11 protein-coding genes are annotated in these 12692 nt (G+C 71.2%); 7 read left to right on the top strand and 4 right to left on the bottom strand.

Annotated elements, in window-relative coordinates:
- Positions 1 to 3: 3 nt before the first annotated feature.
- From ACFP1K_RS06495 to ACFP1K_RS06485, 3 genes are all read right to left on the bottom strand, one after another.
- A complete protein-coding gene (locus ACFP1K_RS06495) occupies positions 4 to 2691 on the bottom strand; it encodes a phosphoenolpyruvate carboxylase (protein ID WP_380747955.1) in 2688 nt (895 codons plus the stop codon).
- Positions 2692 to 2798: 107 nt separating this feature from the next.
- Entirely contained in the window at positions 2799 to 4355 is a 1557-nt protein-coding gene (locus ACFP1K_RS06490; protein ID WP_380747953.1) for a hypothetical protein, read from the bottom strand.
- Positions 4331 to 5131: an ABC transporter ATP-binding protein gene (locus ACFP1K_RS06485; RefSeq protein ID WP_380747951.1), complete on the bottom strand. Its 801-nt coding sequence runs from the start codon at positions 5129 to 5131 to the stop codon at positions 4331 to 4333. The genes ACFP1K_RS06490 and ACFP1K_RS06485 overlap by 25 nt, the downstream gene beginning before the upstream one ends.
- Before the next feature lie 76 nt (positions 5132 to 5207).
- On the opposite strand from ACFP1K_RS06485, the gene ACFP1K_RS06480 reads away from it, so the two are divergent.
- The 5 genes from ACFP1K_RS06480 to ACFP1K_RS06460 all read left to right on the top strand — a co-directional run bounded on the left by ACFP1K_RS06480 (position 5208) and on the right by ACFP1K_RS06460 (position 10377).
- Entirely contained in the window at positions 5208 to 6800 is a 1593-nt protein-coding gene (locus ACFP1K_RS06480) for an acyl-CoA carboxylase subunit beta (protein WP_380747949.1), read from the top strand.
- A gap of 9 nt (positions 6801 to 6809) precedes the next feature.
- Positions 6810 to 7013 carry an acyl-CoA carboxylase subunit epsilon gene (locus ACFP1K_RS06475; RefSeq protein WP_380747947.1) on the top strand — a complete coding sequence of 68 codons (204 nt, stop codon included), beginning with the start codon at positions 6810 to 6812 and terminating at the stop codon, positions 7011 to 7013.
- A gap of 106 nt (positions 7014 to 7119) precedes the next feature.
- A complete protein-coding gene (locus tag ACFP1K_RS06470; RefSeq protein WP_380747945.1) occupies positions 7120 to 8073 on the top strand; it encodes an NYN domain-containing protein in 954 nt (317 codons plus the stop codon).
- Positions 8074 to 8176: 103 nt separating this feature from the next.
- On the top strand, positions 8177 to 9868 hold the full coding sequence (locus ACFP1K_RS06465) for an AlkA N-terminal domain-containing protein (RefSeq protein WP_380747943.1): 1692 nt from the start codon (positions 8177 to 8179) through the stop codon (positions 9866 to 9868).
- Entirely contained in the window at positions 9865 to 10377 is a 513-nt protein-coding gene (locus tag ACFP1K_RS06460; RefSeq protein WP_380747941.1) for a methylated-DNA--[protein]-cysteine S-methyltransferase, read from the top strand. The genes ACFP1K_RS06465 and ACFP1K_RS06460 overlap by 4 nt, the downstream gene beginning before the upstream one ends.
- Before the next feature lie 49 nt (positions 10378 to 10426).
- Here the strand turns inward: ACFP1K_RS06460 and ACFP1K_RS06455 are convergent, their stop codons facing one another.
- Positions 10427 to 11794, bottom strand: a complete 1368-nt coding sequence (locus ACFP1K_RS06455; RefSeq protein WP_380747939.1) for a helix-turn-helix domain-containing protein — start codon at positions 11792 to 11794, stop codon at positions 10427 to 10429.
- Between the two features lie 168 nt (positions 11795 to 11962).
- On the opposite strand from ACFP1K_RS06455, the gene ACFP1K_RS06450 reads away from it, so the two are divergent.
- A complete protein-coding gene (locus ACFP1K_RS06450; RefSeq protein WP_380747937.1) occupies positions 11963 to 12310 on the top strand; it encodes a hypothetical protein in 348 nt (115 codons plus the stop codon).
- Positions 12307 to 12684 (top strand): hypothetical protein, encoded by a 378-nt coding sequence (locus tag ACFP1K_RS06445; RefSeq protein ID WP_380747935.1) that lies wholly within the window; start codon positions 12307 to 12309, stop codon positions 12682 to 12684. Before ACFP1K_RS06450 ends, ACFP1K_RS06445 begins: the two co-directional genes overlap by 4 nt.
- The last annotated feature ends 8 nt before the right edge of the window (positions 12685 to 12692 follow it).

The raw sequence follows: 12692 nt of genomic DNA, 5'->3' as shown, positions 1-12692 counted from the left end.
CGGTCAGCCGGTGTTCTGCAGGCCGGCCGCGACGCCGTTGACGCTGAGCAGCAGCAGGGTCTCCAGCCGCTCGTGCTCGTCGTCGGCCAGGTCCCCCTCGGCGCGCAGCGCGGACAGCGCCCGCAGCTGGAGGTGGGACAGGGCGTCGACGTAGGGGTCGCGCAGCTGCACGGCCCGCGACAGCACGCGCCGGTTCTCCAGCAGCCGGGAGTGGCCGGTCACCGCGAGCACCAGCTGGCGGGTCAGGTCGTACTCGCCGAGCACCTGGTCCGCGAAGTCCTGCCTGCCGCCGAGCGCGAGGTACCGGGCCGCGATGGCGCGGTCGGTCTTGGCCAGCGACATCTCGGCGTTGTCCAGCATCGACGCGAACAGCGGCCACTCCTTGTACACCTGCCGCAGCTCGTCGAGCCCGGGGCCGGGCGCCCCGCCGTCCACGGGCTCGGTGGCGGCGAGCAGGCCGCTGCCGAGGCCGTACCAGCCGGGGAGGTTCACCCGGGTCTGCGCCCAGGCGAACACCCACGGGATGGCGCGCAGGTCGTCCAGCGAGCGGGGCGCGCCGAGGCCGCGGCGGGCCGGGCGGGAGCCGAGCCGCAGCGAACCGATCTCTTCCAGCGGGCTGACCAGGCCGAACCACTCGGGGAAACCGGGGGCCTCGGTGAGCGACCGGTACGCCTGCTCGGACGCGGCGGCGACCCGATCGGCGACCCGCCGGTAGCGGGCGGCGGCGTCGGCGGTGCGCGCCTCGACCGAGGGGGTGGAGGCGAGGAGCACGGCGTTGGTGACCTGCTCGATGTGGCGCAGCGCGATGGCCGGGTGGCCGTACCTGGCGAAGATGACCTCGCCCTGCTCGGTGACCTTGAACCGCCCGGCCACCGACCCGGGGGCCTGGGCGAGCACGGCGCGGTTGGCGGGCCCGCCGCCGCGGCCGAGCGCGCCGCCGCGGCCGTGGAACAGGGTGAGCCGCACGTCGTTGGCCACGGCCCAGGCGGCCAGCTCGGCCTGCGCGTCGTAGAGCTTGAGCGTGGCGGCGGCCGGGCCGAGCTCCTTGGCGGAGTCGGAGTAGCCGAGCATGACCTCCATGCGGCGGCCGTTGGCCTCCAGCCTGCGCTGGACGGCGGGCAGCTCCAGCATGCCGGTGAGCACCCGGGCGGAGTTGGCGAGGTCCTCGCCGGACTCGAACAGCGGCACCACGTCCAGCACGGGGGCGCGCGACCCGAGGGCGTGCTCGGCGAGCTTGTACACCGCGGCGATGTCGTCGGACGTGCGGGTGAACGACACGACGTACCGCGAGCAGGCCCGGACGCCGAACCGCTCCTGGATCCAGGCGATCATGCGCAGCGTCGCCAGGACCTCCTCGGTGCGCTCGGAACGCTCGCCCGCCGCGATCTCCTCCAGCGACTGCGCGTGCACCTGGGAGTGCTGGCGCACCTCCAGCTCGGCCAGGTGGAACCCGAAGGTCTCGACCTGCCAGATCAGGTGCTGCACCTCGCCGTACGCCTGCCGCGTCGCGCCGCTGGACAGCAGGGACGCCTGGCAGACGCGCAGGTCGCGCAGCAGCTCGTCCGGGGAGCGGTAGGCGAGGTCCAGGTCGCGGCGCCGGGTCGCGGCGATGCGGGCGGCGACGAACAGCAGCCACTGCCGGTGCGGCTCGCGGGGCGAGCGCTTGCCGAGCTCGAACGCGAGCTCGGGGTGGTCGTCGGTGGCGCCGGCCAGCGCGTCCATCAGCTCGGCGCCCGGCGTGCCGTAGGAGGCGGACGCGGTGAGGGTGCGGCCGATGCGGGTGGCGGCGTTCTCCAGCGCGGTGAGGACATGCTCGGCGTGGATCAGCACGGCCTCGCGGGTGACCCGGGAGGTGACGTTGGGGTTGCCGTCGCGGTCGCCGCCGATCCAGCTGCCGTAGCGGATGAACGCCCTGGCCAGCGGCTCGCGGGTGCCGCTGCCCTCGGCGAGCGCGGCGTCCAGCGAGCGGTAGATGCGCGGGACGGTGCGGAACAGGGTCTCGTCGAACGCCGCCATGGCGGTGCGTACCTCGTCCAGCGGGTCCAGCTTGGTGTGCCGGAGCTGGGCGGTGCGCCACAGCAGGTCGATCTCCTCCAGCAGCCGCCGGTGCGCCTCCCTGCGCTCGTGCGCGCCGCGCTCGGGGGAGTTGTACTCGCCGAGCTGGGCGCTGACCCGCTGGATGGCGGTGACGACCGCGCGGCGGCGCGCCTCGGTGGGGTGAGCGGTGAGCACCGGGCGGAACTCCAGCTCGGCGATCAGCCGGGTCAGCTCCTCGGCGCCGAGGTCGTTCTTCAGCTCGGCCACCGCCGCGTCCAGCGACTCCGGCAGCGGCTCCTCGCCGGTGTCCCTGGCCCGCAGGGTGCGGATGCGGAAGTGCTCCTCGGCCAGGTTGACCAGGTGGAAGTAGCAGGTGAACGCGCGGGCGATCTGCACGGCGCGCTCGATGGGCCACCCGGCGACCATCTCGGCCACCTCGTCCACCGGCTTCTCCCGGCGGCGGGCGGCGATCACGGCCTTGCGCAGGCGCTCGACGTCCGCCAGCAGGTCGGGCCCGCCGTCCTCGGCGATCACCCGGCCGAGCAGCTCGCCGAGCAGGCGCACATCGGCGCGCAGCTCATCGGGCATCTCGGAGACGGCGCTGTGACGTTCTGCGGCGGAACTCGTCGCCTGCTGCGGAGCGGTGGCGGCCATACCCCGAAGGCTATCCACTGGTCCCCTTTCACCGGACACCGGTCTCATCCATTGGACTAGACCACTATGAACACGATGTGTCCTAGTGGCGAACGGGTCAAATGGGATCAAGCCGGACGGGACACCGCGGCCATCAGTTCCGGCAGCCGCGGGTACCCCAGCATGGCGGCGAGCCGCCGCCCGCCCGCGGCCACCAGCAGGCCGTACGGCACGGCGAGCACCGTGACCCAGGCGGCGCCGAGGAACGCGGGCAGCGAGACCGGCAGCGTCAGCACGGTGGTGGCGAGCAGGGCCCCGATCGACCCGGCGAACGCCACCCCGCCCTGGCCGGGGGCCGCGCTGGAGAACGCGTTGATCCGCTCGGGATAGGTGTACGGCAGCACGACGCTGATCACGGCGCCCACGCCGAGGGCCGTCGCCAGCAACCCGGTCGAGGCGAGCAGCGCGGGCAGCGCCCAGGCGATGTTCCCGGCGACCAGCGCGCCCGCCACCGACATGACGGCCAGCAGCGGCACCGCGACCACCGAGACCGCGAGGTGGCGTCCCGCCAGATCGGTGCGCAGGTCGCGCTCGCCGGAGTGCACGATGGCGTTCATCCACAGGGCCCGGCCGTCGATGCCGAACATGTTGGCGCCCTGCAGGCCGATCATCAGCGCCGAGGTGCCCGCCGGGATCAGCGCCACCGCGATCCCGGTGGCCGGTTTGGAGCCGCCGGTGATCGAGAACGTGAGGATGATCGGCACCGCCACGGCCGCCATCCAGCCGAGGCGGCCCCGCGGCTCGCGGCGCAGGTACTTCAGCTCCTTGGCGGCCACCGCGCCGAGCGTGCCGCTCGGCAGCAGGGCGTCGAAGCGGCTGCGGCGCACCGAACCGACCTGCGTGGAGGCGTCCGCCGTGACCATGACCCGCCGCAGCGTGGCGATCCACACCGCGCCGAGGCCCGCCACCACCAGGGCGACCACCACCAGCTCGGCCACACCGGTCAGGCCACCGTCGGCCACCGCGTGCGCCGCCAGGCCCGGCGGGGCCCAGCGCAGCGTGTCCGCCAGCCGTCCGAGCATCTCCCGGGGCGCGTCCCCGACGCCCCGCTCCAGCAGCAGATTGGGGATCTGCGGCAGCAGGATGAGCACCAGCACGCCCGCCGCCAGCAGGTCACGGCCCCTGCGGGTGCGCAGCAGGCGCGACAGCGCCGTGGTGACGGCCCGGGACGCCACGATGCAGAACGCGAACTGCAGCACGGCCGCCGCCACGCCGACCAGCAGGCCGCCCGGCCCGCGGGAGATCCCGATCACGGCGCCCGCCAGCATGAGCAGCGTCGCGAGCGGCCACGGGCCGGTGGCCGAGGCCGCGAACATGCCGGTGGCCAGCTGCCGCGGCGACAGCGGGAACAGCGCCAGCCGGGAGGGGTCCAGGGTCTCGTCCACGCCGAACACCATCAGCGGACCGACCAGCCAGAACAAGGCGATCAAGGTGAACAGCACGACGCCGGTGTCGGCCGCCACGTCGGCCGGGGCCAGCCGGAGCAGGCTCAGCACCGTGAGGCCGCCGAGACCGGCCACGGCCGAGGCGAGCAGGGTGAAGACGTAACCGAGCACCCGCACCGTGTCGCCGCGCAGGTTCCCGGCGATCAAGCGCAGTTTCAGGCGGACGAAGAGCCCAGCCACGACAGTCCCTCCCCGCCCGCGCCGTCCTCGGCACGGGCGCCGACCAGCCGCAGGAACGCCTCGTTGAGCGTGTTGCCGTCGCGCACCCGCCCGGTCGGCCCCTGCGCGACGATCTGGCCCCGGTTCATCACCGAGACCCAGTCGCACAGCCGCTCGACCAGCTCCATCACGTGGCTGGAGAAGATCACCGTGGAGCCGGAGGCGGTGTAGCGGCGCAGCACCTCGATCAGGGTGTTGGCGCTGACCGGGTCGACGCCCTCGAACGGCTCGTCCAGGAACAGCACCTCGGGGTTGTGCAGCAGCGCGGCGGCCAGGGCGATCTTCTTGCGCATGCCGGTGGAGTAGTCGACGACCAGCTTGTCCGCGGCCCCGGCGAGGTCCATGACCTTCAGCAGCTCCTCGGCGCGGCGGCCGACCTCGTCCTTGGATATGCCCCTGAGACGGCCGTTGTAGGTGAGCAGCTCGCGGCCGGACAGCCGTTCGAACAGCCGCAGGCCCTCGGGCAGCACGCCGACCCGGGCCTTGACCAGGACGGGGTCGCGCCACACGTCGGCCCCGCCGATCGTGGCCACGCCCGCGTCCGGGCGCAGCAGGCCGGTGATCATGCTGAGCGTGGTGGTCTTGCCCGCGCCGTTCGGGCCCACCAGTCCCGCGAAGCTCCCCTTGGGCACCACCAGGTCGACGCCCGCGACCGCGACCTGCTCGCCGAAGCGCTTGACGAGGCCGTACGTCCGCACCGCCTCCGGTGCGGCAGGCGCGTCCCCCATGTCGGTCATGCGCGACACTCTAATCGTCTGCCCGGCCTGACGAGTCAGGTCCCTTTCGCGCTCGCGTGCGGGCTAACCTACGCACATGAGCGCTGAGCCGGTATCCGAGGGCTTCGACCCGCACACCACCGCGGGCAAGATCGCTGACCTGGAGCGGCGGCTGTACGAGGCCGCACACGCCGGGTCGTCTCGCGCGGTCGAGAAGCAGCACGCCAAGGGCAAGATGACCGCCAGGGAGCGGTTGGTCGCCTTCCTCGACGAGGGGTCTTTCGTCGAGTTCGACGAGCTGGCCAGGCATCGGGCCATCGGGTTCGGCCTTGAGCGCGACCGGCCGTACGGCGACGGCGTGGTCACCGGGCACGGCACCGTGGACGGGCGGCCGGTGGCGGTGTTCGCCCAGGACTTCACCGTCTTCGGCGGTTCGCTGGGCGAGGTCTTCGGCGAGAAGATCGTCAAAGTGATGGACCACGCGCTGAAGACCGGCTGCCCGGTGGTCGGCATCAACGACTCCGGGGGCGCGCGCATCCAGGAGGGCGTGGTCGCGCTCGGCCTGTACGCCGAGATCTTCAAGCGCAACGTCCACTCCTCGGGCGTGATCCCGCAGATCTCCCTGGTGATGGGCCCGTGCGCGGGCGGCGCGGTGTACTCCCCCGCGCTGACCGACTTCGTGCTGATGGTGCGGGAGAAGTCCCACATGTTCATCACCGGCCCGGACGTGATCAGGACGGTCACCGGCGAAGAGGTGACCTTCGAGGAGCTCGGCGGCGCGCACACCCACAACTCCCGCTCCGGCGTCGCGCACTACGAGGCCGCCGACGAGGCCGACTGCCTGGAGTTCGCCAAGGCCCTGCTGTCGTACCTCCCGTCCAACAACATGGACGACGCGCCGGTCTTCGAGACCGAGGCCGACCTCGCCGTCAACGACGCCGACCGCGAGCTGGACACCCTGATCCCCGACTCGGCCAACCAGCCGTACGACATGCACCAGGTGCTCGAGCACGTCCTGGACGACGGGGAGTTCCTGGAGATCCACGCCGGGTTCGCGCCGAACATCGTGGTCGGCTTCGGCCGGGTCGAGGGCCACTCGGTGGGTGTGGTGGCCAACCAGCCGATGAGCTTCGCCGGCACGCTGGACATCGCGGCGTCCGAGAAGGCCGCCCGGTTCGTCCGCACCTGCGATGCGTTCAACATCCCCGTGCTGACCTTCGTGGACGTGCCGGGCTTCCTGCCGGGCACCGACCAGGAGTGGAACGGCATCATCCGCCGCGGCGCCAAGCTGCTGTACGCCTACGCCGAGGCCACCGTGCCGCTGGTCACCGTGATCACCCGCAAGGCGTACGGCGGGGCGTACGACGTCATGGGCTCCAAGCACCTCGGGGCCGACATCAACCTCGCCTGGCCGACGGCGCAGATCGCGGTGATGGGCGCCCAGGGGGCGGTCAACATCCTTTACCGGCGCGAGCTGGCCGCGGCCGGCGACCCCGAGGCCGAGCGCAAGCAGCTGGTCGCCCAGTACGAGGACACGCTCGCCAACCCCTACCTCGCCGCCGAGCGCGGCTACGTGGACGCGGTGATCCGCCCCGCGGACACCCGGGTGCAGATCGTCCGAGCCCTGCGCTCCCTGCGCAACAAGCGCGCCACCCTGCCGCCCAAGAAGCACGGCAACATCCCTCTGTAGGAGCGCGCCATGGAACAGCCGTACCTCAGAATCGTCCGCGGCGACGCCACCCCCGAGGAAGTCGCCGCGCTCGTGATCGCCCTAACGACAAGAGCCACATCTCCCGACCAAACCCCGCGAAATCCGGGTACGTGGCGAAGCCGCGCGCATCAGTTGAGAAGGGGACTTCCTCGTGGGCCAGGAGCGTGGCGAGCGAGCTCACGGCCCTATTAGATCTTTGGAAGTTGGGTGTCAACCGCCCTGAGAGTTGGGACTATCTAGAAATGGGGGAATATAGTCAGCCGATCATCGTCTAGACGCCGAGGCCCTGGAGGAAAGCATGGCAATCCCGGACCTCACACCGCATCCCGTAGCCGCCAAATACGCCATCTTGGTGGACGTGGGCTACCTGTACGCGGCGGCGGGCGAGGTCCTCCTCGGCGCCAAGGAGCGCAAGGAATATCGCGTCGCGGCCGACGAGTTGATCCAGGCGCTGAAGAAGCACGCGATGGAGCGCATTCCCGGTGAACTCCTGCGGATCTACTGGTACGACGCCGCCCGCGACCGCGTGCCCACCGTCGACCAGCGTGTCATCGCCCAGCTCCCCTGGGTCAAGGTCCGCCTCGGCAACCTCAACGCCCGCGGCCAGCAGAAGGGCGTCGACGCCCAGATCCGCAGCGATCTGGAAGCCCTGGCCCGCCACCACGCGGTGAGCGACACCATTTTGATCGCCGGCGACGAGGACATGGTCCCCGCCGTGGAGGCCGCCCAGACCTTCGGCGTCCGCATTCACCTCTGGGGTGTGGAACCCCCCTACGGAACGAACCAAGCCGAGCGGCTCGTCTGGGAATCGGACACCGTGGAAGAACTGGGCGCCGACTTCCTCCGCCCCTACTTCAGCCGCGCCGCCCAGGTGGTCCCCTCCGTCCCCGCCACCCCCTCCCCCGCCCAGGTCTTCGCCGGCCGCACCGCCATCGCCCCACCCACCGCCAAGCCCGCCGTCAAACACGCCGGCCAGGTGACCAAACTCGGCCCAAGCCGCCCCCGCGTAGAAGAAGTCGGCGAACACGTCGCCCAGAAATGGATCCTCACCCGAGGCCGCGACAACATCCGCGACCTCCTCCCCGGCCCCCTCCTCCCCACCGTCATCGACACCGAGCTGCTGATCGAGGCAGAAAAAGAACTGGGCCACTCCCTCCGCCCCTACCCAGAAGCAAGAGTCTGGCTCCGCGACGGCTTCTGGGCCCGCGTCTACCGAGAATTCGATCTCGGCGTCGGCATCTCCACCAAATAACCCGGGCGGCCTGATTCACCGGCGTACCCTGCCGAAAGCGGCCGGACGCCGAGGTCCGATTCCCGCCAGTGGTGGCGGTGGAGCAGCGCATATCGTCGGGCTTGTGACTCCACATCAGACGCTCGACTTCGATTCGTGTTACCTGGCGGTCAGTGCGCGGGACACGCGGTTCGACGGGCGGTTCTACACGGCCGTCACGTCCACGGGGATCTACTGCCGGCCCATCTGCCCGGCGCGGACGCCTGCCCGCAAGAACGTGCGGTTCTATCGGCACGCGGCGGCGGCGGAGGCGGCGGGGTTTCGGCCGTGTCGTCGGTGCCGGCCCGAGCTGAGTCCCGGTGACCCCGGGTGGGACGTGCCCGCCGACCTCGTGGGGCGGGCGTTGCGGCTGATCGACGACGGGGTGGCGGACGATCACGGGGTGGCGGGGTTGGCGGATCGGCTGCATGTGACGCAGCGGCATCTGTTGCGGGTGTTCACGACGCACCTTGGGGCCGGGCCGTTGGCGGTGGCGCGGACGCGGCGGTTGTTGCTGGCCAAGCAGTTGCTCACCGAGACCGCGCTGCCGATCACGGATGTGGCGTTCGCGGCGGGGTTCGGGAGTGTGCGGCAGTTCAACGCGAGCATGCGGGAGGCTTACCGGTTCTCGCCCACCGAGTTGCGTACCGCCACCGGGCGGCTCGGCGTGCGGGGCCGGGGGGCCACGGACCATCCGGCCGCCGGTCCCGGCGCGGACGGGACGCCGCATGTGGCGTTCACGATGCGGCTCGGGTATCGGGGGCCCTATGACGCGGAGGCGATGTTCAGGTTCCTGGCGGCGCGTGCGGTGCCGGGGGTCGAGGACGTCGGGGCGGACGGGTACCGGCGGGCCGTGCCTGGCGGGCTCGTCACGCTGACGGCCGCCGAGGGGCACCTCAGACTGGCCGTCGCGCTGAAGGACACGCGTCATCTGGCCAGGATCGTGGCGCGGTGCCGGCGGCTGTTCGACCTGGACGCCGATCCGGAGGCCATCGACGGCACGCTGGGGAACACCGTGCTAGGCCCGCTGGTGGCACAGCGTCCGGGACTGCGGGTGCCGGGGGCGTTCGACGGCTTCGAGCTGGCCGTGCGCGCCGTCGTCGGCCAGCAGGTGTCGGTACCGGGTGCACGGACCCTGCTAGGACGAATCGCCGCACGAGCAGGCACCCCCGTAGGCCCCGCACCGCTCACACATGACGGACCACCCACCACACCCACCGACCCCACTTGCCCCACGGGCCCCACCGAACCCACCGAACCCACCGGACCCACCGGACCCACCGGACCCACCGAACCCACCGGCCCCAGCAGCTCCGCCAGCCCCACCGGCCCCACCGGCCCCACCGGCCCCGCCGCGTCCGCCGCGTCCGCCGCGTCCGCCGCGTCCGCCGCGTCCGCCGCGTCCGCTGGGCAGCCGTACCTGCTGTTCCCCACGCCTGCTCAGCTGGCCGAGGCTGATCTCGGCGGGCTAGGGATGACCGGGCGGCGAGTCGAGACCCTGAAGACCCTCGCCAGGCTGGTCGCCGCAGGCGAGATCCATCTGGACGGCGGCGCGGACCCGGCCGAGACGTCGGCCCGGCTCATGGAGATCCCCGGGATCGGGCCGTGGACCACCGGCTACATCGCGATGCGCGCGTTGCGTGACCCGGACGCTTGGCCTGACCGGGACCTTGGTCTGCTGCGGGCCATGAAGACACTCGGCATCTCCGAAGAAGAAACCGAACGGTGGCGCCCCTGGCGGGCGTACGCCGCACTTCACCTCTGGAGCTCATCATGACCTCGACGATCGACGCGCAGGTGCTGCCCACCCCGGCGGGCCCGCTGTCGCTGCTGTGCCACGGCGGCGTGCTGGTCGCCGCCGGCTTCACCGCCGATCCCACCCAGATGTTCGCCCGCCTCCCCGAGCGGCTCCGGGCACTCCCCCTCCAGGGCGTCGACGACCTCGGCAAGCCCGCCCAAGCCGTACGCGACTACCTCGACGGCGACCTGTTCGCCCTGGACACCGTGGAACTCGACCAGCCCGGCACCCCCACCCGCCAGCGCCTCCTCACGGCCCTGCGCGCCGTCCCCGCCGGCACCACCATCAGCTACGCCGAACTGGCCGAACGCGCCGGCATGCCGAGAACAGCCGCCCGCGCCGCCGGCTCAGCCTGCGCCCAAAACCTGATCGCCCCCTTCGTCCCCTGCCACCGAATCCTCCCCGCCACCGGCAACCGCCCCTTCGGCGGCTACTACTACGGCACCCCCGTCAAGGAATGGCTCCTCAGGCACGAGAACGCCATCTGACCGGCCGAGCCTGGTCACGCGAGCAGTCACCCTTCCCGCTCACTTCTCCCTAGCCCGGAGCCGCCGCACTGATCGCGGCACGGTAGTCGGGAAGAGCGGGGAGGGCGCGGCGCTTCTCCACCGGAACGGTGGCGAGCACGGAGCGCGCGGTGTGGAGGATCGGGTAGGTGCGGTGGGCCGGGTCGAGATCGGAGATGACCTGCGTAGCGATGGCCAACGCCTTGTCGTGGCGACCACTCTTGCTCACACTGAGGGCCTCATGCAGTTGTATGTTCGCGCTGTTCTGGTATGTCGCGACGAGCGCGAGCGCGTTGTCTCGGGCTTCGCGCGCCTCGTCGATCGCTCCGCCGTATGAGTGCACCCAGGAGGCCGTGAACCACACCGCGTCGTCCGTCCAGCTGAATCGTTCGGCGGCAGGGCGGCGATCGACCAGTTCGTAGAGATGGAGCAGCCGTTCCTGTGCTTCCTGCCCCCTGCCGAGGACGGCCAGAGCTTGCGCCTCCATGGCGACGGCTCGCATGCGTACCGGTGTGACACCGGTACCGGCGATGGCCTGCGCGTTCCGGGCCATTTCCAGAACCGCCTGACCGGGAAGCGGCGAGTAGAGGGCGAACATCGCCTCGGTCTCGCGCGCCCACACCCGCATGTCGAGGTCGCTGGAGACATCCGCCGCGTGCCGGGCGGTTACCAGCCACCGCTGACCGGCCCCGTGCTCCCCGATCCGCCAGAGGACGTTGGCGTACATGACGGACAGCCACGCCGCGACCCGCGCCAGACCGCTTGCCCGCTCGGAAGCAGTACGGAGAAGCTCCTGCCGGACGGCCGCCAGGTCCACTGCAAGTTGGTCTCTCACCCGCGCCGGAGGCTGGTGGAGGACGGCCTGCATGTGACCGGCGCAGACAGCCTCCCAGTCCTCGACGGTGAGGTCGTGCGCCGTTCCCAGAGCGCGCTCCAGCATCAGCCGGATCGGCTCCCCCGTGCCGGAGAGCGACCCCTGTGTCAGCAATCCCAGACCGGCCAACTGAAAGAGGTGACGGCGTTCCATATCATCTCCATCGAGAAGAACCCCTGATTGATTGTCACGGTAACCCCCGATAGCCCGATTTGTCGCTGCGGCGAGTTCGTCAATGGTGCGATGCCCGAGGCGTTGCACCAATGGCCACACCTTTCGCAACTCGCCGCCTGCCCGCAACGCGTCGTCGAGCGCCTGAACACGCTGACCCGACTCCGGAAGGCTCTCTCCGCGCTCCAGCTGGCCGATCATCGAAACCGAGTATCCCGCCCGGTCGGCCAGCCGGGCGACGGTCATCGGCTCGCCGATTCGCGTCTCATACGAATCCCGGAGATCACGAATTAACGCCCCGAAATAGTGAGCCATAGACCTATATCGGTCACTGTTCTTCCGAGGTGCGGGCATGCCCTTTCTCCTCTCCGAGCGCCGCCGATTCGGCAGCAGATCGCCGTAGTGGATCAGCTCTTGTCCGGGTGAATCCCGAGCACGAACGTAATGCTAACCCTAAATGACGGGCCGCTTACGCAACGTCAGTTCGGGAACTTCCCCGCGAGTCGATCAGGAGTACGACCCATGCCCACCCGCACGGAACGTCCATCCGCCGGACGACACCGCCACGGCCGCCCGGCCTCCCGGACGCCCCACCACGAATGGGACATGCCGCAGAAGGCCAGGGCGGCACACCTCGGCTTCCTCGAACCCGCCTGGCTGGTCCTGTACGGCCCATATCACCGCCGCTTCTACGCCATCGCCCGCACGCCCGCCGTCACCGAACCCCTCATCGAGGCGAGGACCCCGGAGGAACTCCGCACCCTGATCCGCCAGGCCGAGGCCCCTCCCCGCGCCGCCCACCCGCCGAGACACCACACCGCCACCGAAACCGTCCCCGCGGAGCACGGCGGGAGGTGGCCCCGGCCATGACCGGCCTGCTGCTCTGCGGAATGCCCGAGGACCGCGCCGAGACCCACCGCCGCGCCCTCCTGGCCCTGCGCGAGGAACTGACGTCCCACGACCTGCGCGGCCGGATGGTCGAACGCCTCCATCTCCACATGTACGGCTTCCACCCCCGGCCCCTCCTCCTCCCCCCGGAACTGGACGTCTACGGCGCCGGCCACCTGATCGCCACCGTCACCGTCGTCGACGTCCCCGGCAACGGCAGCGCCTGGTACCTGATCCAGCAGCCCGACGGCTTACCCCTCGAAACCCGCCCCGTCACCGCCCCGGCCTTGTCGGCCCGCACCATCGCCACCCGCTGCCCCCGACCGGCACCCGAGACCACCGGTGAAGCGACATAGTTCGTCGA

Origin of the sequence: Sphaerisporangium aureirubrum, assembly GCF_042658925.1 — a bacterium.
Classification (GTDB): domain Bacteria; phylum Actinomycetota; class Actinomycetes; order Streptosporangiales; family Streptosporangiaceae; genus Sphaerisporangium; species Sphaerisporangium aureirubrum.
Note: the sequence above shows the minus strand (reverse complement) of the source record. Positions and strands in the feature narration are given on the sequence as shown.

Excerpts from the sequence above, each read along its gene's own strand:
- ACFP1K_RS06445 (WP_380747935.1), top strand. The coding sequence starts at position 12,307 with ATGACCGGCCTGCTGCTCTGCGGAATGCCCGAGGACCGCGCCGAGACC.
- ACFP1K_RS06460 (WP_380747941.1), top strand. The coding sequence starts at position 9,865 with ATGACCTCGACGATCGACGCGCAGGTGCTGCCCACCCCGGCGGGCCCG.
- ACFP1K_RS06475 (WP_380747947.1), top strand. The coding sequence starts at position 6,810 with ATGGAACAGCCGTACCTCAGAATCGTCCGCGGCGACGCCACCCCCGAG.
- ACFP1K_RS06480 (WP_380747949.1), top strand. The coding sequence starts at position 5,208 with ATGAGCGCTGAGCCGGTATCCGAGGGCTTCGACCCGCACACCACCGCG.
- ACFP1K_RS06485 (WP_380747951.1), bottom strand. The coding sequence starts at position 5,131 with ATGACCGACATGGGGGACGCGCCTGCCGCACCGGAGGCGGTGCGGACG.
- ACFP1K_RS06495 (WP_380747955.1), bottom strand. The coding sequence starts at position 2,691 with ATGGCCGCCACCGCTCCGCAGCAGGCGACGAGTTCCGCCGCAGAACGT.
- ACFP1K_RS06470 (WP_380747945.1), top strand. The coding sequence starts at position 7,120 with ATGGCAATCCCGGACCTCACACCGCATCCCGTAGCCGCCAAATACGCC.
- ACFP1K_RS06455 (WP_380747939.1), bottom strand. The coding sequence starts at position 11,794 with ATGCCCGCACCTCGGAAGAACAGTGACCGATATAGGTCTATGGCTCAC.
- ACFP1K_RS06450 (WP_380747937.1), top strand. The coding sequence starts at position 11,963 with ATGCCCACCCGCACGGAACGTCCATCCGCCGGACGACACCGCCACGGC.